Source organism: Rosistilla carotiformis (assembly GCF_007753095.1).
GTDB classification, from domain to species: domain Bacteria; phylum Planctomycetota; class Planctomycetia; order Pirellulales; family Pirellulaceae; genus Rosistilla; species Rosistilla carotiformis.
The window spans coordinates 3,670,242-3,693,327 of sequence record NZ_CP036348.1 but is presented as its reverse complement, the minus strand read 5'-3'; the positions used below and the strand labels follow the sequence as shown (position 1 = coordinate 3,693,327).

Annotated in this window: 18 protein-coding genes; 3 read left to right on the top strand and 15 right to left on the bottom strand. The window is 53.8% G+C overall.

The window, feature by feature from the left end; all coding sequences use genetic code 11:
• Positions 1 to 38: 38 nt before the first annotated feature.
• A complete protein-coding gene (locus Poly24_RS13395; protein ID WP_231753175.1) occupies positions 39 to 875 on the top strand; it encodes an IS3 family transposase in 837 nt (278 codons plus the stop codon).
• Here the strand turns inward: Poly24_RS13395 and Poly24_RS13390 are convergent.
• The 9 genes from Poly24_RS13390 to Poly24_RS13350 all read right to left on the bottom strand — a co-directional run bounded on the left by Poly24_RS13390 (position 872) and on the right by Poly24_RS13350 (position 17,328).
• On the bottom strand, positions 872 to 5,467 hold the full coding sequence (locus tag Poly24_RS13390; RefSeq protein ID WP_231753610.1) for a calcium-binding protein: 4,596 nt from the start codon (positions 5,465 to 5,467) through the stop codon (positions 872 to 874). The genes Poly24_RS13395 and Poly24_RS13390 overlap by 4 nt on opposite strands.
• An 18-nt stretch (positions 5,468 to 5,485) precedes the next feature.
• A complete protein-coding gene (locus Poly24_RS13385; RefSeq protein ID WP_145095959.1) occupies positions 5,486 to 9,457 on the bottom strand; it encodes a hypothetical protein in 3,972 nt (1,323 codons plus the stop codon).
• 78 nt (positions 9,458 to 9,535) lie between these two features.
• Positions 9,536 to 10,690, bottom strand: a complete 1,155-nt coding sequence (locus tag Poly24_RS13380) for a hypothetical protein (RefSeq protein ID WP_145095956.1) — start codon at positions 10,688 to 10,690, stop codon at positions 9,536 to 9,538.
• A 340-nt stretch (positions 10,691 to 11,030) separates the two neighbouring features.
• The gene (locus Poly24_RS13375) at positions 11,031 to 12,149 is read right to left on the bottom strand and encodes an Lpg1974 family pore-forming outer membrane protein (RefSeq protein ID WP_145095953.1); all 1,119 of its coding nucleotides are present in this window, start codon (positions 12,147 to 12,149) and stop codon (positions 11,031 to 11,033) included.
• Between the two features lie 1,633 nt (positions 12,150 to 13,782).
• Positions 13,783 to 14,604: an alpha/beta fold hydrolase gene (locus Poly24_RS13370; protein WP_145095950.1), complete on the bottom strand. Its 822-nt coding sequence runs from the start codon at positions 14,602 to 14,604 to the stop codon at positions 13,783 to 13,785.
• Positions 14,605 to 14,706: 102 nt separating this feature from the next.
• A complete protein-coding gene (locus Poly24_RS13365; protein WP_145095947.1) occupies positions 14,707 to 15,126 on the bottom strand; it encodes a hypothetical protein in 420 nt (139 codons plus the stop codon).
• Between the two features lie 796 nt (positions 15,127 to 15,922).
• Positions 15,923 to 16,237, bottom strand: a complete 315-nt coding sequence (locus Poly24_RS13360) for a hypothetical protein (protein WP_145095944.1) — start codon at positions 16,235 to 16,237, stop codon at positions 15,923 to 15,925.
• Positions 16,230 to 16,760 (bottom strand): hypothetical protein, encoded by a 531-nt coding sequence (locus tag Poly24_RS13355; protein ID WP_145095941.1) that lies wholly within the window; start codon positions 16,758 to 16,760, stop codon positions 16,230 to 16,232. The genes Poly24_RS13360 and Poly24_RS13355 overlap by 8 nt, the downstream gene beginning before the upstream one ends.
• Positions 16,747 to 17,328 (bottom strand): hypothetical protein, encoded by a 582-nt coding sequence (locus tag Poly24_RS13350; RefSeq protein ID WP_145095938.1) that lies wholly within the window; start codon positions 17,326 to 17,328, stop codon positions 16,747 to 16,749. Before Poly24_RS13350 ends, Poly24_RS13355 begins: the two co-directional genes overlap by 14 nt.
• Before the next feature lie 145 nt (positions 17,329 to 17,473).
• Here Poly24_RS13350 and Poly24_RS13345 point away from each other — a divergent pair, with 145 nt between their 5' ends.
• Positions 17,474 to 18,007 carry a dihydrofolate reductase family protein gene (locus Poly24_RS13345; protein ID WP_145102879.1) on the top strand — a complete coding sequence of 178 codons (534 nt, stop codon included), beginning with the start codon at positions 17,474 to 17,476 and terminating at the stop codon, positions 18,005 to 18,007.
• A gap of 310 nt (positions 18,008 to 18,317) precedes the next feature.
• Here Poly24_RS13345 and Poly24_RS13340 read toward each other — a convergent pair whose 3' ends face one another.
• From Poly24_RS13340 to Poly24_RS13325, 3 genes are all read right to left on the bottom strand, one after another.
• Positions 18,318 to 18,680 carry a hypothetical protein gene (locus tag Poly24_RS13340; protein ID WP_145095935.1) on the bottom strand — a complete coding sequence of 121 codons (363 nt, stop codon included), beginning with the start codon at positions 18,678 to 18,680 and terminating at the stop codon, positions 18,318 to 18,320.
• Between the two features lie 109 nt (positions 18,681 to 18,789).
• Positions 18,790 to 19,035, bottom strand: coding sequence for a hypothetical protein (locus tag Poly24_RS13335; protein ID WP_145095932.1), 246 nt, complete (start codon positions 19,033 to 19,035; stop codon positions 18,790 to 18,792).
• A 613-nt stretch (positions 19,036 to 19,648) separates the two neighbouring features.
• Positions 19,649 to 20,062 carry a hypothetical protein gene (locus Poly24_RS13325; protein WP_145095926.1) on the bottom strand — a complete coding sequence of 138 codons (414 nt, stop codon included), beginning with the start codon at positions 20,060 to 20,062 and terminating at the stop codon, positions 19,649 to 19,651.
• Positions 20,063 to 20,144: 82 nt separating this feature from the next.
• On the opposite strand from Poly24_RS13325, the gene Poly24_RS13320 reads away from it, so the two are divergent.
• Positions 20,145 to 20,624: a helix-turn-helix transcriptional regulator gene (locus Poly24_RS13320; RefSeq protein ID WP_145095923.1), complete on the top strand. Its 480-nt coding sequence runs from the start codon at positions 20,145 to 20,147 to the stop codon at positions 20,622 to 20,624.
• A 335-nt stretch (positions 20,625 to 20,959) separates the two neighbouring features.
• On the opposite strand, the gene Poly24_RS13315 is transcribed toward Poly24_RS13320, so the two are convergent.
• From Poly24_RS13315 to Poly24_RS13305, 3 genes are all read right to left on the bottom strand, one after another.
• A complete protein-coding gene (locus Poly24_RS13315) occupies positions 20,960 to 21,385 on the bottom strand; it encodes a hypothetical protein (protein WP_145095920.1) in 426 nt (141 codons plus the stop codon).
• A gap of 337 nt (positions 21,386 to 21,722) precedes the next feature.
• A complete protein-coding gene (locus tag Poly24_RS13310) occupies positions 21,723 to 22,031 on the bottom strand; it encodes a hypothetical protein (RefSeq protein WP_145095917.1) in 309 nt (102 codons plus the stop codon).
• A gap of 47 nt (positions 22,032 to 22,078) precedes the next feature.
• On the bottom strand, positions 22,079 to 23,005 hold the full coding sequence (locus Poly24_RS13305) for a tyrosine-type recombinase/integrase (RefSeq protein ID WP_145095914.1): 927 nt from the start codon (positions 23,003 to 23,005) through the stop codon (positions 22,079 to 22,081).
• Positions 23,006 to 23,086: the final 81 nt, after the last annotated feature.

The window sequence follows — 23,086 nt, the reverse complement described above, 5'->3', positions numbered from 1 at the left end:
GACGCGCGGCAGTAGCAGAGCTTCAACAGAAGTTCGCTGTGTCGCAACGACGTGCCTGCCGCGTGCTCGACCAACCGCGATCGAGCCAGCGATTTGAGGGGAAACCCAAAGACGAAGACGAGCGACTGACGAAGCGAATTCTTCACTTTGTTCGCGAGCGTCCTCGCTGGGGGTATCGACGTATCTGCCAACTTCTTCGCCGCGACGGTGAGACTATTAACAGGAAAAAAATGTATCGGCTTTGGAGAGCATCGGGGCTGAAGGTGCCACAAAAGCGTCGCAAAAAGCGTGCTACTGGCGTCCGAGGCAATGCATGCGACGTTCAAGCGGCAGGTTTTGTTCACGATGTTTGGAGCTGGGATTTCGTGCAATCGTCGACACTTGATGGACGAACGATTCGCTTCTTGAACATCGTCGATGAGTACACGCGGCAATGCCTGACGATCAAGGTCGGCCGCAGTATCACGAGCGAAGATGCGATCGACACGCTGGCTGAGCTGTTTGCAATGCACGGCGTTCCGAAACGACTTCGTTGCGATAACGGCCCCGAGTTCATCTCGACAGCGATCAAGCAATGGCTGGCAAAGATTGGCGTTGAGATCCTTTACATCGAACCTGGCTCGCCATGGCAGAACGGTGTCTGCGAGAGTTTCAACAGCCGGCTTCGTGACGAGTATCTGCATCAAACGGATTTGATCAATGAAGACGACACACGGATGAAAGCACGAGCTTGGCGGGAGGACTTCAACACCCAGCGCCCGCACAGTTCGCTTGGCTATCTAACCCCATCAGAGTTCGCGCATCGCAGTGCTGCTTCCGTTCGGCCTACGGCCTCACTCCAGCAGCACTGCGAATCACCCACCCCTGTTTCCTAACCCAATCTTTCATAACGCCTGGTGCAGAAAACTGGGGCATCCCAGTTGGACAGGAATCCACGGGTGGTTTCGATAGTGGCAAAGACGTCGCCGACCGATACGTTTGCATCTTGTTCGTTCCGTTCCGATCGGAACAACTGACCGATTTGGAAAGTGTCATCTCCCGCTTCGCCGTTGATCGTGATTTCCGCCGCCGTATCGTCGACAGCAAAATGGTCATCGCCTAGGCTGCCGTTGATCAATATTCTTTCAACGCCCAAGTAGTTGATCCGCTCAACGGCGGGGTCGTAATCCAGATCGGTGATGTCGTGATCGGGATCGTTCAACATCGCAACAAAGGCGTTCGATCCATCGGCACTCGCACGCAGCAGGAAGTGGTCGTCATAAAGCGTACCAAACGCGACGAACACATCGGTATCGGACGCCGGGCCACTTTCAAGGACTTGGATCAGCGAATTCGCTTTGCCCCCTTGGAAGTTGACATGGAAGGTATCGTCGCCAGCTTCCCCGTTGAGGACATCATTCCCTTCACGCGAACGAAGCAGGTCGTCACCGTCGCCTCCAAACATCCGATCGCTGGCACCGCCACCGTCCAACAGGTCGTTGCCAACTCCACCAACCAGTCGATCATTATGCTGTTGGCCGAAAATCCGATCGGGGCCCGAACCGCCGTCGATCGTGTCATTGCCAAGGCCGCCGTAGATCACATCGCCATGCATCTCCACGTCGATTGCCGTCGTGGAACCGTCACCATAAATGATGTCGGCGTCGCGACCGCCTTCGATGGTGTCGCTGCCGTCGCCACCGTAAATAGTGTCTCGGCCAAGACCGCCCAGGATAATGTCATCTCCCCAACCGCCCTTGATCGTGTCATTTCCTGTGCCGCCGTCGATCGCGTCGTTGTCATCTCCGCCATCGATGTCGTCGTCGTCCCGCCAGCCACGGATAATGTCGTGGCCGTTTCCGCCAGAGATCGTGTCGTTGCCATCGCCGCCGAAGATGGTGTCATCGCCATCGCCGCCGCGAATGATATCGTTGACGGGGCCTCCCTTCAGATAGTCGTCCCCCTCGTTGCCATACAGGATCGTTCTGCCACCACCGGCGATCAGGATGTCATTCCCCAAACCACCGCTAAGCGACGTCGGCAGCAAGACTTCCTGGCTGACAATCACGATGTCATCACCAGCCCCCGCGACGCCCGAGATCGATGCAACGTTGCGGAAGATTTTGTGATAGTTCTGCCCGGAGACGACAATATCTTGACGATCCGTGTCGTGGTTGTATTCGCCATACGCACCGACATACAGCACGTTGTCTGTGGGCAAGAAGCCGAGCGTTAACAGGGAAGCACCATCGAGGCTGCCAAGATTCGGCTCGATGAACGTTGGAATGTCGACAGGGAGCGTACGTCCTACGGTAATGATGTTGATTCGAAGATCGACGATCGTCACAAACACTTTCAGTTTCGTGAAGAGATCCCAACGCACCTCGAAGCGGAATCCCTCGTCGTAGGCGTCGGCCGCCACGTATCCCGCATCGGTTCCAAATCCCGTCAGCGTATCGAACTCGCTCGCCCGTACGCGATACAGGCTGTCCGAGTTATCGGGGTCGTGGAGATTCCAGTCCCAGCCGACCAAAAAAGTCAGCTCGGTCCCAAGTTTGAAGTTGAGTCCAAACTTCGAGTATCCAATGTAGACTCCACCGCCGATCCCTCCCAGAACACGTGCCTGGGGCTCATCATTCAGTAGTGAATTGGCATTGCTCGTGCTCGCGGCGCCCAGCCCGGTGCTGTAGCTGAAATTGCCAAAGTTGGTTCGCTCGTCACCGCTTCGATCATCGTTGACAAGCAAACTCGGGGTCGGTGCAATTCCCTCGCTGTCATCGAAGTAGAACCCCTCCACCAAATCGTGCGGATTGCCAGTCTTGCCGAACAACCCGAGACCTGTTGCATCCCATCCGATTGCAAAATCGGCCCGCGCTTCGAAGTTGATCGAGATGAAAGGCGTCGGCGCGATTTCTGTCAGCGGAATCGCATCGCACGTAAACCCGAGTCCAGGAACCTCGCAGAAGAACTTTTCTTTGCTCAGGGGAAAGTCCTGATACAAGGCGACAAACAGCTCGGGCGTGCCGTAGTTCATCAACATGCTGTCGTGCTCGGCCAACTGCACCTCGACCAGATTGTAACCGTCCAGGAGAAAGTCTAAGTTTCCAAACCCATCGGGAATCAGGACTCGTTCTTCGGGAAGGATATCGCCGGTTGCCTTCACCTCGGCCCCATAGAACGTTGTATCTCCTAACAAGACGCCAAAAGCATTCCGTTCGTCCTTGAGCATTGGAAAGTCGATCGGGTCGATCTTTGTCGTGAGCGCCAAACCGGCACCCGAGAGAACGCCATCGATCGCGTTGCGGCCCGGCAACAGTTGCGTCACGATAAACGAATTCGCCGCAGCGCCAGCCAAACTCGCTTGCTGCGGATCGCGAGCCAATGCCATGATTTGGCCGAAGATCGAACCTTTCGTACCGTCGGGGTTGGCCGCGGTAATCGACACCCCGTTTCGCGAATCGATGGTCTCGTCAACCACGCCACCGGTCTTGGTGATGGTGATGTAGGCGGCGGTTACGGCCGTGATGGTTGCGGTTCCATCATTCTCGGCGGTTCCTTTCACTTCAATCGTTTGCCCGACCTCGAAACCGTCGGTTATCCAGGTTGCGAAATTCCCTGAAAATGTCCCGAACTCCACCGTCGGGGCTGTCGTGAGACCGGCTGCATCGCCCCATTCAACCGTCAGGTGTGTCGCCGTGTCCTCGATAATCCGGAAGGCTTGTCCGTCGTAAGCACTGGGGGTACCGCCAGGAAGTATCTGAGCATCAAACGTCAGATACATTTGCTCCTGGAACCCATCTGCCAACCAACTCCCGCTCGCGCGAACAATCTGTCCCTCGCTCCAATTGCTTGGCAAAAAGAGAACTTCCAGCTCCGTCTTCGCACCGTTGCTGGCACGCCCGATGCGGCTGGTACCTGCTTCAAACGTCAAGGTCGAGGCGCCAGTTAAGGCAAGTGGTTTATCGTCGATGTTGCCGAAGAGTCGTGTGGGCGTATCATCCCAGCCACGCCGCGCATAATATTCTTCGAGCGACTCGTTCGCCGGTGCGACGACGTTCGCCGCATCGGTAACGGGCGCTATCGGCCTGGTCTGCGCACTGTCACGCGCCTTCTCGAAGTCGACGGTGAAACCGCCGACATCGATCCAAGCACTGCCGATCAATTGGTCGATCGGAAGGACCGCGACATCGTCCCACGGATTGGAATTAAAAATGTCGGAGAAGAACTCGATCAGCGCATCGCGTTCGAAAGGCGTTCCGCCATGAACGAGCTGTTTAATCGCGACCGACGCCCCCAGATAATCACCAACCTCTGCCTCGCCGCCAAACGTTCCGGCCGCGGAAATGTAGTTGGATCGTCCAAACAACAGCGATAGGATCGGGAACGCTTCGCTTTCGAGAAAGTTGGTGATCGGTTCAAAGGCTTCGAAGGCAACGTCCAGCCTTTGCAAGCCCGGCCCAACAAAATCCCGCATGAAGCTGACGAATTCAAATTGCACATCGTCAAAGTGGATCTCCCCTTCGGTGCGGCTGTTTTCGGTCAAGAGGGAATTGTTAACGTAGAAATTCCAATTCGAGATCGTTAGCTCCGATCGATAGGGAGCGAAGGCAGATCCCGGTGCCAGCGCCGTCTCGATGTTCAGCTTAATGTCGCGGAGGTCCAACGGATCGTTGGGATCGGTCGTTATCGTCATCAGGTCCGACAGCGGTGCGGCCACGAAGCCACCTGGAGGTGCCTTTTGCCGGGTATTGATCCCTCGCAAATCGTTGACCGACAATCGCTCCTTTCCGCCGATGACATTCGGGTCCAGTAGATCAAACTGGAATGTCCCCGTCAGTTCCGATTCGCCCGGCGTAGCATCCCAAACACGATAGGGCAGAATCCCCATCGTGGCATCGAAGCCGTGGAAATAGCCGATCGGATCGGCTTCGTTACTCTGATTGCCCGAGCTTGTCGGTGCGCCAGAACTTGCGTAGTTCAACGTGCCGATACTGGCGAAGACGTTGGCGACATTGCTCTCCGGCGCTACCGTCTGTTCGACCTGGATTGTCTTGCCATCGGCGGCCAGTGCCGCGATCGTGTAGATGGTATTGTTGTTTGCCGTGCCACTGAACTGCACGTGGTCGCCAATTCGAAAACCGTCGTCGAACCAGGTTCCCGTATCGCGTGAGATCGTGCGCGGCGAGGTGAACGTCAGCTTCGATCCTCCCGTCATCGAAACCTTGGATACGGTGACGTGGAAATCTTCCAACGAACCTTGCGACCGAATCTCTGCCGCATCCAGTTGATTCGGAAACAGCGTCAGTGTGGTTCCTGCGGTGTCGATCGACTTGATGACATATTCGCCTTCGTTAAAGACCTGCGAATCATCATGGGAATCGGCGACATTGATGATCTGCCCGGCTTTGAAGCCATCGAGAATCCAACTGCCACGATCACGAAAGAGTGTGGGCTCCGGATTCAAAATCGTCGCGCTGGTAAACGTCAATTGCGGATCACCAACCATCTAAACGATAGACGATGGCAACGAGACGTCGAGACTGACATCGAGATCCTTGGCGAGATCGACGTCGATGTAGACGCCGTCCGCTGTGCTAATGCCTACCTTCAGCGGCAGATGGAAACCGATCATCACCTGGGCCAACGCGTCGATATCGAGCCCAAGTCCAGGGAGCAGCAGGTCCAAGGCAACCGGGAAATCGAGCAATTCGGGCGGCATCATCAAATCGAGGTCATATTCAACACCAACGACCAGTTCACGACCGCCGCTGGGAGTCGTCTTCTCGAACGTGGTCTGAACATCCTCGATATTGATCGCGTTATCCGCATCGTCGCCGTCTTGCAGCCACGCCAAGCCGCCAGGCCCCAGTGCATCAAAGAGTGATTGGCGAATCGAATCGGGAGTCAGCACATCGGACAGGAGGCTTAAGTTGTCCGTGACCGTATCACGAATCTGCAAAAGAAAGTCGGATGCTTCGGCCAGTTGCGTGCCGACCAATGGGATTTCCGAGCCAAACAGCGAGGTGTCCAACGACTCATCAAGCTTGGTGAACAGTTCAAAGACCCCTAACTTGAACCCGTTCATCGAATCGGACAGCGAGAAGTTTTGGGAGAGCGAATCAAACGTCGACCAACTCCCAGCACCTCCCACAAGGTTCGTCGTCACGCTGCTAGTCGATGAGGCCGAAGGAGCATTCAAATCTCCAATCCGGACATTGATGGCAGGCAAAATTGCTGTTGGTGCAGAAGCTGGAATGACCGAGTTGGGAAACTCCAGGGTGAATTGGGCGTCGGCCTCTCCAGCAATGGAGACCAACGTCCTTGAAGGCAGAGCAGCCGCCTTGGCGTGCGCTGTCGTCCCCAGAATCGCGTCGCTTTGCAGTCCCACGCTATACGCGGCACCCGCTGTTGCGACTCCGAAACCATCTGTATCGAGGACAAAACTTCCGCTGGCGACATCGACCTGCATGCTGCCGAACAACACAGGGAAGCTCAGGTTCTCGTTCTTCGCGGAGATGCTGAACGATGCGCCGGTGCCCGAGTTAGGCGCCGAGTCGCCGTAAAGGAACGGGGCGGGAACCGATGCGTTGCTAAGGTCGATGCCGACATCCAAGTTAATCGTGCCATCGGCCGTCACGTCCAGCGGGCTGGCGGATGTGACATCAACGATCGATCCAACGGTTGAAAGCCCCAACGTGGAAAGATCGGTTCCCAGGTCGGAGATATTCAAGTTCAACGGATACGGAGCGTTCAAAATCGTATCGAGATCCAATCGCAGCGCCAACTTAAGATCCTGCGCTGCCGCGTCAAAACTCATCGCGGCCGACAGCGGGATCACGTCGTCGAGCAATGTATCGAGCTGACTAGCTAGCTCTTGCAGCGTTTGCGGGTCCGCCTCGGCAAGTTTATCGATTTGCAGTTCGAACTTCGTGCCAAAGTCGAACAATTCGCCGATGCTTATCGGCAGACCTGGCAGATTTTCTGCGAGCTCGGATTGCGATTGCAGTTCCAGGAGATAGTCACGGGCATTGCGGAGTGCCGACATCAGGTCGTCGATCGACAGTTCTTGAACAGCTTCCAGAAGCGTCTTCGTATCGTTCGCGGTTGCGTTTTGGAACGTCGGATCAGCGGAAACGACGCTGATTTGATTCGAACCGGTCGACGTATCGGTCGAAAAATCGATCGTCGTCTGGATTTCCGCAGCACCGGCGCCAACAGAGTTTGTGATCACAACGCTAGGATCAGATATAACATCGAGTTCCAGCTGCGCCTGTCCGGCCACGACGGCGGCGCGGCCAGCGATCAAAGAATTCGGATCGGAGAGCCGTTGTTTGATCGAACTGAGCGACGCTGGCAATGGCAGCGGAGTCCCCGTTGGACTCGGCTCTGGATCTCGTGGATCGATCGTGATGGCCGCGGTGAATGGAGTCAGCGTCGTGACGGTGCCTCCTTGGAAGGCTACGCCAAGTGCTCCCCACTGTGCCGTCCCCGTTGCGTTGGCGGCATTCACGCTCAAGCTGGTAGAAACATGCGGCAACGATCCCGCGTTCTCAGCAAGGTAGAAGTGCTTGACGGGGGTGTCGCCATGAAGCGGGTCGCTGCTGATGGTTTTGGCAGGCGCCGTCATTACAATCACACGTTCATCGGCGACCGGATCGTCATTGAGATCCGCATCCAACATCTCGGCTGGTCTCGCAAATAGATCGCCCGCCGCAACGCCACTGACTTGGAAGCTGCTGCGCGTGCCGGCTGCCGCACGATCGACCAAATAGATCGCGCCGGAGTCGGCAAGGATCAATTCGAATTTCGCGGGATCGCCCGACGCGGTAGCCTTCAGCGAAGTCGGAATTGCGGCACGGATCCGGTCAACGATCTCCTGTCCGGTCGATGCACCATCGAGATTCACGTTGAAGCTGCCCGTGCCCCCACCCAACGTGATCGTGAGATCTGGTGATGCATTCCCGCTCAGCGAAACCGGCATACCGCCAGCGACGTTGATGCCGGTCGTGGTACGAAACGGCACTTGAGCTCCCGTACCTGAAAGCCCTAAATCGGTCACCGCCGACGAACCGTTTAGCGCAGCGAGGCTGAAGGTTGTCGGGATTCGGAAGTGCGTGCCAACCGATACGTCATCATCCCAAGGACCGTTCAGAATCAAAACGGTGTTGCTGTTGCCAACGATCTGTCGACTGTCGACAACATTGCCACCTGGCCCATCGAGCAGTTCAACGGTTCGACCAACCAAAGCTCCGGCAATAAAGCCCGCTCCGGTCAGCGTATTGTTATCGGCTGGATCGGGATCACTTTCCGAATCAACAATGATCTCGGCGGCGACGGTCCCGAGAATCGACGAGCCTGAAGTCGTTCGATCCTTCAAGACAAGACCATCGGTCTCGACCTGAACATCCAAATCCCAATCGTCCGCCACGCCAACGGTTCTGGGAGTGCTGACGCCAGCGGTTTCGGCGGCGTCGAAGATCTTCGCAACCAGAGATGCTACGGTCGCGGTGTTCGGGGCGAAATCAAGATCGACGGTGAACGAGGTACCGCTGTTCAGCTGCACTTGCATGTCCGCCGCGGCAACCGCATAGGCGCTTGTCGCATCGGGGACCACGCCCCAAGGACTGTCGACAGTGATGGTGTCTAATGAGTTAGCGACGATGGTTCGCGATTGTCCTGCACCGGTCCCGGAAGTGATCCCGATCACGCGGCCCACCAATGCGTCGGTGCCACCAAATTCCGCATCGACATCGAACAGCATGACAGTCGACTCATCGACGGCCGTCTCAGCAGAATCAATAACTGGACCAGACGACGTTCCAGAAATCGTTCCGACCGTGCGAACGCTTTCGCCACGATTAAGGCTGGTAACCAGCGCCGCTGCGTCAAGCGGAGTACCAACGGTCGTCAGGTCCATCTCAAACGGAAAACTCATCGCCACCGCAGGGCTGGCGACGTTCAACTTGTTCGCACTTTGAATCCCCGTTAGTGAACCAAAGTCCGAAACCATTAGATCGTATTGCGAATTTGGGAGCGTCTCGCTGATACCGAGCAAAAAATGGATCGACTGATTGCTGTAAGTAACACCGCTTAAAACCGGCGCCGTGAGGGAAGCCAACTGTTGGATTGTCGAGAAGTTTGCTCCCACATCGGGAATCAACGGCAATTTGTCGACAATCTGCTGATCATAAATATCCGCGAGGTCGAAGACGTCCGAGAACAATGCACCGGTGTAGGGGACCGGAACGGCCAACGCTGATGGTCCAAAAACCTGCAGCAGCGAGTGAAAGTCATCGACAAGCAACGTTCGCAACGTGCCAGCATCGGTGTTGTAGAACGGTTCGATGTCATCGAAGTTCGTTTTCGTGATACTTGGCTCGATTGTCGAATCGTAGGCGCGTGCATTGACATACTGTAGCGATCCGCTTCCGACCCCAGTGATCCCGGCCAAGGGTGTCACATCCAGTGCGATCGTCAAATCGTCGGTCGCGGTGCCAATCGTTTGGCTTAGCGTCGTCGCGTCAACTGACAGTAGATTGTCCGTGTCGACAGTGATCTACATGTCCAGATCCAGCGGTCCCGCTGCGTTAACGCCTAGAAAACCAGCTCGCGCCTCGAAGTCCAAGTTTTCGTCGACCGCCGCGGTGACGATCATGTCGCTCGTATTAAAGTCCCCGACAAAGTTGCCGGCGGCATCGACACCAATTTCGAACTGCCATTGAACTCGTGTCGTCAAATCACCAAACAATTTGGTGTCATCGGGCAGCGTCAACAGCGACTGTAATTCGCCGGCGAAAACATTCAGCTCGACGGAGCTGACTCGGCTAACATCCAGACTGACATCCAAATTCATTCCGCCGCCGGCCAGCAGCGTTCCTATCACCGATACATCGCCGGTCAGTGGACCGGAGGCGTCGTTGACGTCTAATGCGTTCACCAACGAATGAAGCTTTGTGCCGCTGGACTGGCTACTGACCTTATCAACGATATAGACATCCAGAATGTCAGCAAGATCCAGGAAACCGCCGATCGTCTGGCCTGACGCGCTATCGAGAAACGCGACGTCCTGGCCGAGCGGTCCGGTCGCGCTCAATTCATCGACGGCGTCGATCAGATCGGACAAACCTGTGACGAATTTGTTTTTGCCGTTGGCGGGCGTAAACGCGTCTCCATTCCCCGTGTCAACAATCGACACACTGCTCGATGCAGCATCCAGCTGGTATTGGTCGTTCCCTGCGGCACCGGTCAGCGTTGCCGAACCATTCCATCCGGAAAGCTGAAAACTGTTGGTCCCCGTGCTGCCTTTGAGTTCTACGCTTTCGACGCTATTGAGCGTGAACGTGGCTTCTCCAGCGATTAACTGGTTTCCGGCGAGTTGAAAGTCGTCATTCCCGGTCACCGCGGCAAAAAGCACGTCGTTGTTACCGCCTGCGTTGTAGGTCAATTCAGCGCCGGCAGGCAGCGAGCTCATCGACGCATCAAGCCGCAGCTGGTCATCACCGCTGCCAAAATTAACTGAAATCTCGGACGCACTGGAAATCGCCATCGATTGAACCCCGCCAGCCGGGCTCAGATCGTTGATCCAGTTCGTTCCATCGGAGCTAAATTCAAGCGTCCCTGCATCGATCCGCAGGAAGACCTCGTCCGCTGCCGATGTCCCAACGAAGTTAACTTCGGTGGGGCTTATCAAATCGGGCGTAACGGCCAGCAACAGACGGCTCTCGAGGCACTCGAAATTCGTCCTCCTTCGGTAAAGCTTGTCGAGTAGTCTTCTCTTGCGACGGGACCGTTTCGAGAATCGACAAGCCTTACTCTTCATGTTGCTATAGCCAGATGTGTTCGTAGGTTCGATGGCGTTCCGAACAATTTGCAAATGGCCGCTTGCCGTGTTCGATACAGTCGTCGATTCTATAGAGAATCTGGCCGCTGTGGTCAATTTCGATAGGTGCAATGGACCATTTTAAGTAAACAGCTTGCGGCTTTCTGCCATCCGTCAAGCTGTACTCTTCAGGGTGCCCTAGCCACTCGCGGCATCTTGTTGCTCGCGGCACCTAGAAAAGAAATGCCATCCGGGCGAACATGCCGTCGAGCAGCAGATTCGTCGAGTTGGGCGAATAAGCGCCTTCGTGAGCGCTGTCGACGAACATCGATCGGTCGGAGACGTCGAACCAACTTGTTAGCTCATATCCGCACGCGAGTTCGATGTGATCGGAGCGCCAAGAGAGCCCCACGGCGGCTTCGATCGCCGGCAACGCTTGCTCATACCGATCGGTGACATCGACAATCGCATCGACGCCGCTCTGATTCGTTTCCAGGAGATGATTCTCAAACTTTCCGTAAGCAAGCGTTCCAGCCCCGCGAGCAAACAGACTCAGGCCATGCGACAATTGCCATAGCCCCATCGCCCCCAAACGAACTCCAAAACCGTCCATGCGTCCTGCGTTGATCACTTGCCCATTGGCAAAGTCGTCGCCGTCGTAATCGATTCGCAAATCTTGGTCGATCGAAGCCCAACGCAAGCCACCCAGGAACTGAATCGCCGCCACGCGATTGATCAGAAACCAGCGTCGCAGCTCGAGATCGAAGACATCGTAATCGAGATTCGCAAATGCGCTCGCCGTGCGCGCCTCTTCGTTCTCGTTGGGATGGCTGCGAGTCGCCCACATATTCCCAAGTGCAGGGGCTGCGGCGGAGCTTGCGGCATCGATGTCCAGGTAGGTGTATCGGAATCCAACTTCCCATCCCGTTGCGGTCGTGTAATGCAGACCGGCACGAAACCCCGATTCGCTACCAAACTGGACGTTGTGGACATCGCCCGCACCGACCGCACGGGTGCTATCTTCGGTTGTTATCGCGTAATCGAGTCCGCGGCGCCGAACGTTCCAGTTCAAGTAGTCGACGCTCGCGTTCCAGCCCGGACGCATCAACGAACTGCTTGCGACACGAGGGCGTTGGGGTAGGTAGCGGACCGAGTTTTCAGCTTCTTCCGCTGCCAGTCGCTGGCTCAGGCTTTCGACCTTCTGATCCAACTGCTCCATACGCTGAAGATGCTGTTGCCAGAGTCCGCCGTCCTCGACACCAAGAATCCCCGTCTCCGTTGGCTGCCCCGAATCGGCGTTGCAGAAGCTAACAGAAACCAACCCTAGACAGATGCTTGCCCAAACCTTCATTTCGAACCTCCGTGCCCCGTCAACTATCTAGCGCGTTGCTCTTTTAGGTGCCATCCGGAATGCGGAGGATGTTTACCAAGCAATCAATACATCGGTGTTTGATTCACGCGCGAAAAATGAACCGCCCTAATCAAATCGTTTCTGATCGGCAGGCTGTCGCTACCGCGCTGGCGAATCCGTCGTTGTCTGGCAAGAACTGACCGACACTTTACTAACGCGATAATTCTCGTATCGCATGGATGGCTCCCTGAGATGCAACCAAATTGGTTGAATCACACGGTATCCGGTATCTCAACGACCCATTGAGTAACCAATTCGTTGCAACCCGATGCATTGGACACAACTCAATCCGCTTGGATGCCCTTTCGATTCGGTTCGATGTCGAGTGTGATTGGGCAAACCGCCACTCGGAAAGAAACGTAAGAGATCGCGACCCGCTGCGCGGAGAGCCAAAATCAACGCATGATTGAGAACCGAGTGGACGAGTCCGTCATACGGCACTCCAGTTCAAAACACATGTCCCTAGGTTGTCCGATGAATATCCGTGGAGCGGTTTCGCTAGCCGCGCACCAGCCGTGTCAAACGGTTCCGCCAAGAGTACTGATGTTATGAATGTCGCTTGGTGCGCCAATCACTTCGTACGAATGCGTTTTCGAAGAGAGTTACGAGCCAACGTAGTCCCCGTCTGCACGCTTCACGCGCAACAAATGACGTGGAACGCGAGTTTCGCGCAAATCATTTACCACCTAATCGCAGTCGATGACGCTATTCGTTACGCTGGGTTCGCGGAGACACCTAAAGCACAAAGGTATATGCAAGACATGTACAGTTGGCGTGCACAATCGGATGATGCGATTACGCAGCCACTACCGAAACATACTCCCTGTTCCGAGTGCGAATGGCTGGGAGTCAATACTGGAATCGTGGAGCGTTGGTCGCATCTCGACCAGCGTGATGTCGAATCGCTCCAATGCGATCTGCAGGAGATCGATGCCGTCTATGTTGAATACACTGAAATGACTACGAAGATGATTCCGGCATTCGTCCGCAAGTTCGCTCCTCCCTTTTGGATATCCAATGCGAAAGTCACTTGACTGAACATTTCGTTAGCCAAATTGTCCGACCGATTCGATCAACGATCGAATGCGTGCGTTACGAAGTCGCCGGGCATGGTGACGCCTCAGCGAGATCCGATTTCGTGACTGGTGTCCATTTTAGTCGACCTGGCCAGCACAGCCCATTTTCGTTTCAACGGTGAGCTTCATCGGCGCAAGCCTGCCTCGCCTCTCCATAGCGACAACAAGCATTATCGAAGTCGTTCGCCGACGCGTTTCAGTAGAAACAAGATCGTGTCAGCTGGAGCAAATCATCCTTGTCTGAAAGTCGGAGTTGCCCACTGAAGCACCCAGCTCTGGTTCGTCACCGCAGAGCCTGACACCGGTACAACGACCGTGCTTAAGCTCTTTACCGGTGTTGAACTCTACGTATCATTCGTTTGAGGCAGAGCGTCTCGATCTGGCACATCCTCGAACCACTCAAAGGCTGCTCTGCCTAGAATTACCATTCGCTTACAACTACAAGCGAATATCCTTCATAACATTGTCGTATTAGAACTGGACCTCAAGCAATGTAGCTAAGATTTTAGGAACGCAACCAGATCATCAGCAAGTTGATCTTTATGTGTTGCGAACAATCCGTGCGGCGCTCCGTCGTACTCCTTCAGCGTCGAAGTTGCAATCCCTTTCGCTGCCGGGCGGCCACTCGCTTCAATTGGAACGGTGGCATCATCGGTTCCATGTATGATAAGCGTCGCAACGGAGAACGCTCCTAGGTCCGAGCGGAAATCGGTGGTGGCAAACGACTCGGCACACGCCAGCGTCGCTTTCAAGCTTGCCTGCATCGCAACCGTTCTTGTCCATTGCAGGAACTCTTCGCTGACGGGTTTGGATGAGGATCCAACCCCGTAGAAGTCTTTGAAGAACTCACTAAAGAACTTGGGACGATCTGCCAACATTGCTTCGGTCATCCCATCGAATACGGATTGTTCCACGCCGTTAGGATTATCATCCGTCTTTAGCATGTAGGGGACGACCGACGATATCAGGCCGCATTGCTGCACATGACGACCTGCGTGTCGTGACATATATCGCGCGACTTCACCGCCCCCCATCGAAAACCCGATGATTGAAGCGTCTTCCGCTTTCGTCGCAGTCATTACATCACTGAGGTCGTCTGATAGCGAGTCATAGTCGTAGTCGCCGAACGGTTGATCCGATCTCCCAAAACCACGTCGGTCATAAGATATCACCCGGAAGCCAGCGTCTGCGATCTTCATCGCGTGATAATCCCAGCTATCAGCCGAGAGCGGCCAGCCATGGAGCAGCACAACGGGTCGCCCGCTACCCCATTGTTTGACGTAAAGTGCATGTCCGTCGCGTGTTGGAATCATCGTCATTGTAAGTAACCTCGTTTTTCTACTGAGCGTTCCAGGAAATGGGGAATTGCGTTCACCAACGTGGTTCCACGCCGCTCTACTGTCACATTGGTTATCATTCAGTCATGCACGGTTCATTCCCTTGGGGTGCGCCGATGCCATCGGCTCATCTAGGTGCAAACCGCATTCCACTCGCACCCAATCAAGATGGAAACGTCGCGTGAGTTCCGAATTTTTTTCCTTCGCTAACTCCATTGCAGCAATAAAACTGCCAAATACTCTTGTTGCTTTGTTTGAGCGATCCCGTTTGCAAACAGACACAAACAAATGGGCAAAGAAATCTAAATCGTCGAGGAGACGGACGAACGCGTCCCCGTCACCCGCTGACGTTCCGATCGACATGAATGTGCCAGCAGCAACGTTTTCACGCGTAGCGGTGAGCTGCCATCGAGAATTGTCACCGAGTTCGATGAGAGCCTTGTCGGCCAAGACGATCGGACGCCTACCGGTCGCACGCTCGTCGATGCCAGCAATGCGGTCCAATCTGTCGGCGTGAAACGGGGAAGGAAGATCGATTTTGGAATGACTGGAGACGTGATGCGTAGCGTGCTGTGGATTCCTACTCGGGCACCGACGCGAGCCCAAACCCCTCAGCCCCTCCTGTTTGGATACCCCGAACACTAGATTTTCCTAACGTGCCGCACGATCGCGAGCGTCGCTGGAGATTTCCTCCGAGACACACCACCGCTGACCGAATCGCGTCTCAGCGTTCAGATTTGCCTGCACCAAGTCGCAACTCGTGCTGTCCAAAGTCTCTTGTTCCATTTGGCGTCCAGCCAACTCAACAGACCTAACGCGGTCATTATTCCGGCCTCGAACCCCACAACGTCCGTATCACCATTTCCGTCTAAGCGCCACTGAACTCAAGCTCCGATAAGCCCACCGCACGGACGAAGTCGGACACAAAACCACCGCGAATCAGGCTATTTAGCATTTACGGGAATGGAACGCCCCCTCCGCGATCGATGACGTACCACCAAATAAAAAAGCCACTTTGCGACGAATCGCAAAGTGGCTTTAGTGGAGGCGGCGGGCCACCGAGTTGCGTGTCAGATATGTTGGTACCAAAGGACTTACGACGACGGCCATTTTTCTTATCTGACACGAAATCTGACAAAACGGACAATCTTTTGACGGGTTGGAGGCACTTCACCTCCAACCCGTCTCCTGCGACTGTTGCCGTTCACTACGTCAAAGGCAACCATTGTGTCCCAAATGACCACTCGCCCGTTGGCGTGATCGTAACCACGAACCCTCCTGACGTTTTCGTCTGAAACACTCAAACTTGGTCAGCGAACTTTTGCATCAACCTCACCGTTTCCCCCGCCGCTATCCGAACCAACCGATTCCCATCCAAAAGGCACTTTTCAACCGCTTGCAACGCCCTTTTTGCTTCTTCCCCAAACTCCCTCAACAATCTCAGAGCCAAAAGTTTCAGTCCCACATCTTTGTGGCCCAAAGCCCAGATCAGACCATCGATTGCGATTTCCCCATCATCACGAATGGCTGCAAAGGCACGATCAACGGTCCACGGATCTTCCGCAAAGGTGTTGTGAAGCCAAAGTTGGTCGATGACCTCTTCAAGTTCAGGCATCGTGGCGGCTCCTGATTTCGGCCCAATCCTGTTCACTGATTTCTGGTGGCTTTGAATTGCCGAACTTCTGAAAATATTCGCTGCTATCTCCATTGCTTCCGTAATCGCAATTCCAGCAGACACAAATCCGTGTGGGCTGTCGTGCCCCACAAACTGGACATTGGAATTTCCAACTGGCCGGTGGCACAAATGAAGTCCTTGGCTCCGCCATGCCCGTTTCTCTCACCTGTCTTGAGTCAGGGTTGAGGGGCCAAGGCAGGCTGTCGAAGTATGGATCGCCGCCACCTCGACGGTAAGCGTCGTATTGTTGGCTTCGACCATAAATCAAACCCATTCCAAAATTTGTAATCGCCCAAGCGAAGCCACCGAAAAGCAACACCGTTAGAACGGCACTGATCGCCATTTCCGATGGCTTCCAAAAATTCGTGTTCGTCATCGAGTTCCACGCCCATGCCAGCATCATGTAGATGATGAACACGATCACGGTGGTTCGGATGAAGATCGTGAACTTACTGGTTCTCATTTTCGTCCTCCAATCCCCATTCCACAGCCGGATTATCTGGTTTGCCATTCAACGGCAGTTTCAGTTCTCGGATGTAGCCCCAATGGATCACGGGTAAGACCAAACATTCCGCAGGTCCGTTTCCGTACTCTTCAGTGCGAACGCTCAAGACTGAGGCTCGGTAGAGGTACTCTGCGATTTCCTTTTGTGAAATACTGCCGTAAACTTCGATCTCCACAGGGACCACAAAACGTCGTTGTCGAAGCTGGCCATAGTGTTCCTTCAAAATGTCTTGCATTTCAGCGCAGGCGTCACTCGGATGCCAATACTTTCGGGCCAGATCAAAATCATCGACGAATGATTGGCCATCCCACATCTGGTTGCTCCGCAGATTGAGGACTACGAATCGAACTGATGGCTGTTCGCCAACTGCTTGTGCTCTCAGAAGCATGTTTGGTTCCTTGTTGTTTGTGAATTGAATTGACACATCAACGACACAAGCGGGTGTTATCGACGGGCGTTCAAGAAGTTGACTGCGAATAGCCAGAAGATGCGTGACATGATCCAAGCAATCGACGAAATGATTCATCGAGAAGGGGAACTGCCGCTAAGGAGAAGGCGGGAATTCGAGTGACTACAACTGTCGGTGGGGGAACGGCGACAATTAGCGTAAGCTAAAGAAGTCATCGAGAAGATCGTTGTGCGTGACGACGCACGAGTCCATTGGAGTACAAATGGCAAACCGAGTTTTCATAGCGACCAGTTTGGACGGATTCATCTCGGATCGGGATGGAGCGTTGGACTGGCTCCACTCCGTTCCGAATCCTGACAACCTCGATTTTGGCTACGCCGCATTCATGGAACAGATCGATGCGATTGTCATGGGGCGCAAGACGTTCGGGACAGTTTGCGGGTTCGATTGTGACTGGCCGTACACGAAACCGGTCTTCGTGCTCAGTAAATCATTGACATCGTTGCCCGATGGATACGAGGGAAAGGCAGAACTGATTACCGGGTCTTTGGGCAATGTAATCGCCACTCTCCACGAGAAGGGGCACCAAGAACTCTACATTGACGGAGGATCGACGATTCAGAGCTTCCTGAAGGAAGACTTGATCGATGAAATGATCATCACTGTCCTTCCTATCCTGCTTGGTGGCGGGGCACGTCTGTTTGGCGAGTTGTCTGATTCGCTTGCGTTTGAACACGTCAAGACAGAAGTGCCGCTGAACTCGATGGTTCAGAATCACTATCGAAGAAGACGGTGAGCGCTTTCCTGTCCACTTGACCCTCTGGTATTCCCGGAAAATTCGGCGGCGGATTTTCGGCAATTCCGTTTCTCAATTGGCTTTCAAGCCCGTGGCAGCCAACCCTGATTTCCAAAAGATTCGAATTTTGCGACAACAGTACCAGCCTCGAAAAACTGCGAGCGTAATAGAAAGCGACAACGCACTATCCGTGGCAGGGGCGATCTGGGGACTTCGGGTTTCTAGGTTCCACAAAGAGTTTTTCAATTGAAAAAAATGCAACGTCGGTGCTTCCGAGTGAAGAACATCGACGTTGCATATTCCTAGATTGTCACTCGACTTCAACGCTGAAAGGAATCAGATGGCAACCAAAGGGGCAGACCCATGCGTCCCAGCCGCCATTGGTGCAAGTGGCAAGTTCACTCGACCAGTTCCAGATATCAGCGGCCAGCTTGTCGTAGCCGTGTTCTGCTCCCTGTCGTTTGGCTCTTGCGATTGCTCGCTCGTACTTCCTCAGATCGAGATCCGTTGTCACTCGATCCTCCCGCCAATCGCTGGCAACCCATTCGGACCATACAACTTCAAGCCACTGGGCAGCTTCTTGATCGCCATTGTTGGCGGCTTCAGCCTTGAGTTGAAGTTGCTCTTCGACCGTTGCGTATGCTTCGTCCGTGTGTGACCGTGACCATGCCATCGTTGTTCTCCGTTTGAGGTCTGTTGTTGATAACAACCAACAAGCGGGTGTTAGCAAATGGAAAAGGGGACCACCGAGCTTGTCGATGGTCCCTCTGGCTTGGTGCGAATTACTCTGGCTTCCAAGAGAAATAATATCTCGGGGAATGAGTGAACATCAGCGATCCACGTTCACCAGTGTCACGCTTGCGAACGATGATGAACGGGGCCATGAATCCGAGAGCGTCGAACTCCTCTTGCATCTCGGAAGTTGTCCAGATTTTGCCGTGCTTGGCTTCAAGCTCAGCCTTGGTGTTGTCCTCTGAATTCAGTTCAGTGACCATTGATTTTCGAATTGCTTCAGTCTGGTCGGCCATTGTTGGCTCCTTGAAAAGTGAAGTGTTGGTTATGCTCTTCAAGCGGGTGTTATTTCTCTCGCTTATCGACACTGGGACCGGCGCTGATGACACGGCAATGCGGTTTCGTCTTTGAGAACGTGGAGTGATTGACGGAATGCTTGGACGTTTTCACACGTCCAGACATTGAGCCCCTGTTCCGTAGTTCGCCCCAACGTGGTGTTCGTGAAAACAATCGTGTACAGCGTGTCGAACACGCTTGTTTCGATTGGGGGCATCTAGTAATCCGAAGGTTCGAGTACGCACGTCGAGCTTCGGTCTGCCTCTGTGATTACCCATAGGGTGTCTGTCTCATTTAGCTTGTAAGAAGACAGAATCCTCTCGTCATTCCAAATGGCTTCATTGTTTAGTTCCTTGTCGCCCTCATCGAGATCGCCAAAATCTCCAGTGACATGCCTTTGCAAAAATTGCATTGGTGTCATCGAATGCTTCTCCATAAGTCGGAGTGCTCCGGGTGTTGCAACGACGCTTCCAAGATTGAATAGCTGTTTGCTCATGTGTGGCTCCGTTGTGTGCGTTAAAGAAAGAGCCAAGGGGATTGCCCTTGGCTCTGATGTTGTTTTTCAAGCGGGTGTTAACCGTAAACAGCAAGCATGGCAGAGCGAACTCGATCCCAGTCACGTTCGTCGCAGTTCTCACGAACAAGTGGCGTGACGTAAGCGGATTGAATGGCGTCAGAATCTCGGCTGGTGAAACTGATGGCTGGAGCCCAACCGAAACCGCAACCGGGAGCACCAATTGATCCCATCGTTTCGGCATCTTCTGCTTGAAGGCCACAGCGTTCGAAAAATTCATCGAACTGTTCACGGTTCAGAATTGCACACCATTTGCGATGCGATCCGTTTTCCCATCGACCTTCCAAGTATCCGTACTCGTATTGGTCGTCGTCTTCGGTCTGGTCCCAAAGCTCCTCGACGTTTAGAGGAGCGTAAAGATCGATGTTTTCGTCTTCGGGACAATCGACGCTGTAGATAATAGAGAATTGCATTTGGAACCTCGTTGTGAATTCGTTTGAAACAACGAACTACAAGCGGGTGTCACAGTTATCTTTTTATTCAGTGAGGTTGATCATGAAAGACGCTGATATTTCGCAAGCGATCTCACGCTTGCTTGTAGCTCTTCAGGAAGTAGTTGAAGTTGCCCCAAGGATTCTTGATGATTCCATTGCCCGAGTTCTGGAAAGGACGAAGGCTGCGAAATCTGAACCGTTGTCAGCAGAGCATGCTACGAGAGGAACGATTGTTTCCAATTCAGAAAAGGCAAAGGCAGTTGAACTTAGGGATGCGTATTTGCTCGGCAAGCTCCCTGACGATGGAAGCCTGTTGATTGGAAATAAGGAAGTTTCGTCACTTCTCAATATTTCTCCCCGCACCTTGTCTCGTCTTGTTGACGAGAAGGCGATGCCCAACCCGATACGACTCGGCAACAAAGTTCAGTGGCGGCTTCGTGAAATTATCGAATGGGTCGAGGCGGATTGCCCTCCACAACGACATTGGAACTATTCCGAAGGCCGTGGGATGAATACTCGAACGAAGAAAGGAGGACGATGATGTCCCGCCAGCAGATACGCCACCATATTAAACCGGACGTTGGCTATCTTCGAGAATGCGGCAAGCTGCTCCTGACAACGGAAGAGATGGCACGGTTCATCCAGCTTCCAAAGCCAGTGGTTCAACAGCTTGTCTATTCAGACCGCATCCCGCTTCCTCTTCACCTCGGCCTTGGGAAGACCGCACGTTGGAGTGTGTTCGGATTGCTCGAATGGACCGAGGCTGGCTGCCCAAGAAGAACAGAATGGATCGAGGCAAGAGGAAGCAGTGGATGGTGTCCAGCCTATCGCTGGGGTCGATGGTGGCAGTAATTAAGCGGGTGTCTGTCCATCAGTTCAGACACTAATCGCCTGTGATCTTCGCTTTTCACGTTGGCGTTCGTGGTGATTGATCACTTCAGAACGCCATTCTGCATTGCCGCCGTATTCGTCAATGGGAACCATGTTCAGATACTTCAAAGGGCAGGAGTAATAGTACGGTCCCATTGATTCGTCCATGTCTTTGTAACCCCATCCAGAATCACGGCGATATTGAATTAAGTCGCAAGTGATCCAGCGTTGCCTTGGTTCGGTATCTTCGCCATTCTTGATGAATCGACGCTCCCAGACGGCCCACAATACGCCGCTGAATCCGCCGCCACGAAAACACTTTGCCAAACATTCGCTTTGAACGATTGTCTCGTCCGATTGTCGCTCCCACGACTCGGTTCGTTCAGCGATCAGTTCCTTACGGGTGATGTCTTGCCTGAAAAGCCAGCCCATTCTTCGGTCTCCCTTTTGAGTGATTTTGTTTGATGCCGATCAAGCGGGTGTTACTCCACATCAACGTGTTCAAACTCGGTGGGAAGAACTCCTGCTTCGGGGGACGGCTATCGCCGTGATAGCGGCATGAGAAAGGGATTTCGGCTCCCTCTTGGGACCAACAAAAAATAATTGACCGAGGCAGGCAGCCTGCTTAAACTTCCAGTTACCTGCTGTGATCGTCTGCTAACGATCTCCGAGCAGCAGGTGTTGTGGCCATCGGCATCCTCTGGGGTGCCGATGGTTTTTTGTGTCCATTGCAAAAGTCGTATTGCTGTTGATGCAAAACAAGCAGGTGTCAAAGGGCGATGACTTCGTATTCGACGGACTCACCTTCAGAAAGCTTGTCGATGGCTGAGAATGCCGCCATCTCTCGTTCGGTGGTCATCCGGCACAAGCTGTTCAGCTTGCTGATAAAGGCAAGCGAGACCGGATGATTGTTGAGATCATCGCCATTCAAGCCACTTTGACGAAGAGCCATCAGATGACGATGGAAGCAGCCAACAATTGCGATTAAGTTAACCGCATCTTGAACGGCATTCGCATCTTGAGCAGCAGATTTGACGGCTGGATTATTGCTGTCAGCAATGGAAGTCGTTTGGTTCATCGTGATCTCCAGAAAGGGATTAAATTGTTCTGGAGATCAAGCGGGTGTTAGCCGAGAGGCAAGTAGTTACCACTGGAATCTGTTGGCCGAGCATGAAGATAGCGACCGGTTGTCGCAATCGAACTGTGACCCAATGTGGCTTGAACCAAGTGGATCGGAGCGCCTCTATCGAGTGCATGTGAACCGTGGCAATGCCGAAACCAGTGACACGAAACGTCCTTGGGAATCCCCGCACGCTTGGTCGCCTTTTTTACAACTCGCCAGACGGCTGATTCGCAAAGATGACCTTTCTTCCGACTACGAAACACGGGCGCATCGAGTGGCGAATCACCACGCAGCGATGTTAGCGCTTCCCAAACGGATTTTGGCATCAAAACGGATCTTGTCTTGTCACGCTTGGCGAACACTGTGATTTGCCCAGTCGAGTCTCGCTTTTGCAAGTGTCGCCACTTCATGGCACAGATTTCAGAAACTCGGAATCCGCCAGCGTAGAATGTCAGCAGGATTGCTCGATTTCGTGGATTGGGTTCCAAAGAGATGATTCGGAGAACTTCCGTTTCGCTAATGATTCGCTCGGATAACTCATCTCTGAAGCCTTGCAATTTCAAGGCTCGTCCAACGTCGAATTGGAGATAGCCCAGTCGGTGTCCAAATGCGAGCAAGCTTTTTACGGCGCTGATGGCACGATGGACCGATGACGGTTTCAATGATTGCCCAAGGTGGTCCGCAAACGCTTGAAGGTCAATCAGCTTCACCGAACGGAGTTGCTTGTTCACATTGTCACTGAATCGATCCACTTCTTTGCGGTAGCCACGTTGGGTGTTCTTGGGCCGACCGTGGAGCCACAGTTCTATCAGTTGGTCATCGTTGTCGGCTTGTTCGATGATCTGACCCGTCGTCGAATCAGACGAACGCAAGATAATATGAGTTGTCGTGCCTAATTCCGAACACTTCTCGGACTGGTTATCGTTCATCTTTCGTACAGCTTTCGTTGGTAAATCGAACAGTTCTAAAACGCACTTCCGCCAGACAACTTGCGGAAGTTGACGGATACC

Bases quoted from the DNA above. Each gene is read 5' to 3' on its own strand.
- Poly24_RS13335 (WP_145095932.1), bottom strand. From the start codon at position 19,035: ATGGCCGACCAGACTGAAGCAATTCGAAAATCAATGGTCACTGAACTG.
- Poly24_RS13340 (WP_145095935.1), bottom strand. From the start codon at position 18,680: ATGGCATGGTCACGGTCACACACGGACGAAGCATACGCAACGGTCGAA.
- Poly24_RS13350 (WP_145095938.1), bottom strand. From the start codon at position 17,328: ATGAATCATTTCGTCGATTGCTTGGATCATGTCACGCATCTTCTGGCT.
- Poly24_RS13375 (WP_145095953.1), bottom strand. From the start codon at position 12,149: ATGAAGGTTTGGGCAAGCATCTGTCTAGGGTTGGTTTCTGTTAGCTTC.
- Poly24_RS13325 (WP_145095926.1), bottom strand. From the start codon at position 20,062: ATGCAATTCTCTATTATCTACAGCGTCGATTGTCCCGAAGACGAAAAC.
- Poly24_RS13355 (WP_145095941.1), bottom strand. From the start codon at position 16,760: ATGAGAACCAGTAAGTTCACGATCTTCATCCGAACCACCGTGATCGTG.
- Poly24_RS13310 (WP_145095917.1), bottom strand. From the start codon at position 22,031: ATGAACCAAACGACTTCCATTGCTGACAGCAATAATCCAGCCGTCAAA.
- Poly24_RS13320 (WP_145095923.1), top strand. From the start codon at position 20,145: ATGAAAGACGCTGATATTTCGCAAGCGATCTCACGCTTGCTTGTAGCT.
- Poly24_RS13360 (WP_145095944.1), bottom strand. From the start codon at position 16,237: ATGCCTGAACTTGAAGAGGTCATCGACCAACTTTGGCTTCACAACACC.
- Poly24_RS13345 (WP_145102879.1), top strand. From the start codon at position 17,474: ATGGCAAACCGAGTTTTCATAGCGACCAGTTTGGACGGATTCATCTCG.
- Poly24_RS13370 (WP_145095950.1), bottom strand. From the start codon at position 14,604: ATGACGATGATTCCAACACGCGACGGACATGCACTTTACGTCAAACAA.
- Poly24_RS13315 (WP_145095920.1), bottom strand. From the start codon at position 21,385: ATGGGCTGGCTTTTCAGGCAAGACATCACCCGTAAGGAACTGATCGCT.
- Poly24_RS13305 (WP_145095914.1), bottom strand. From the start codon at position 23,005: ATGAACGATAACCAGTCCGAGAAGTGTTCGGAATTAGGCACGACAACT.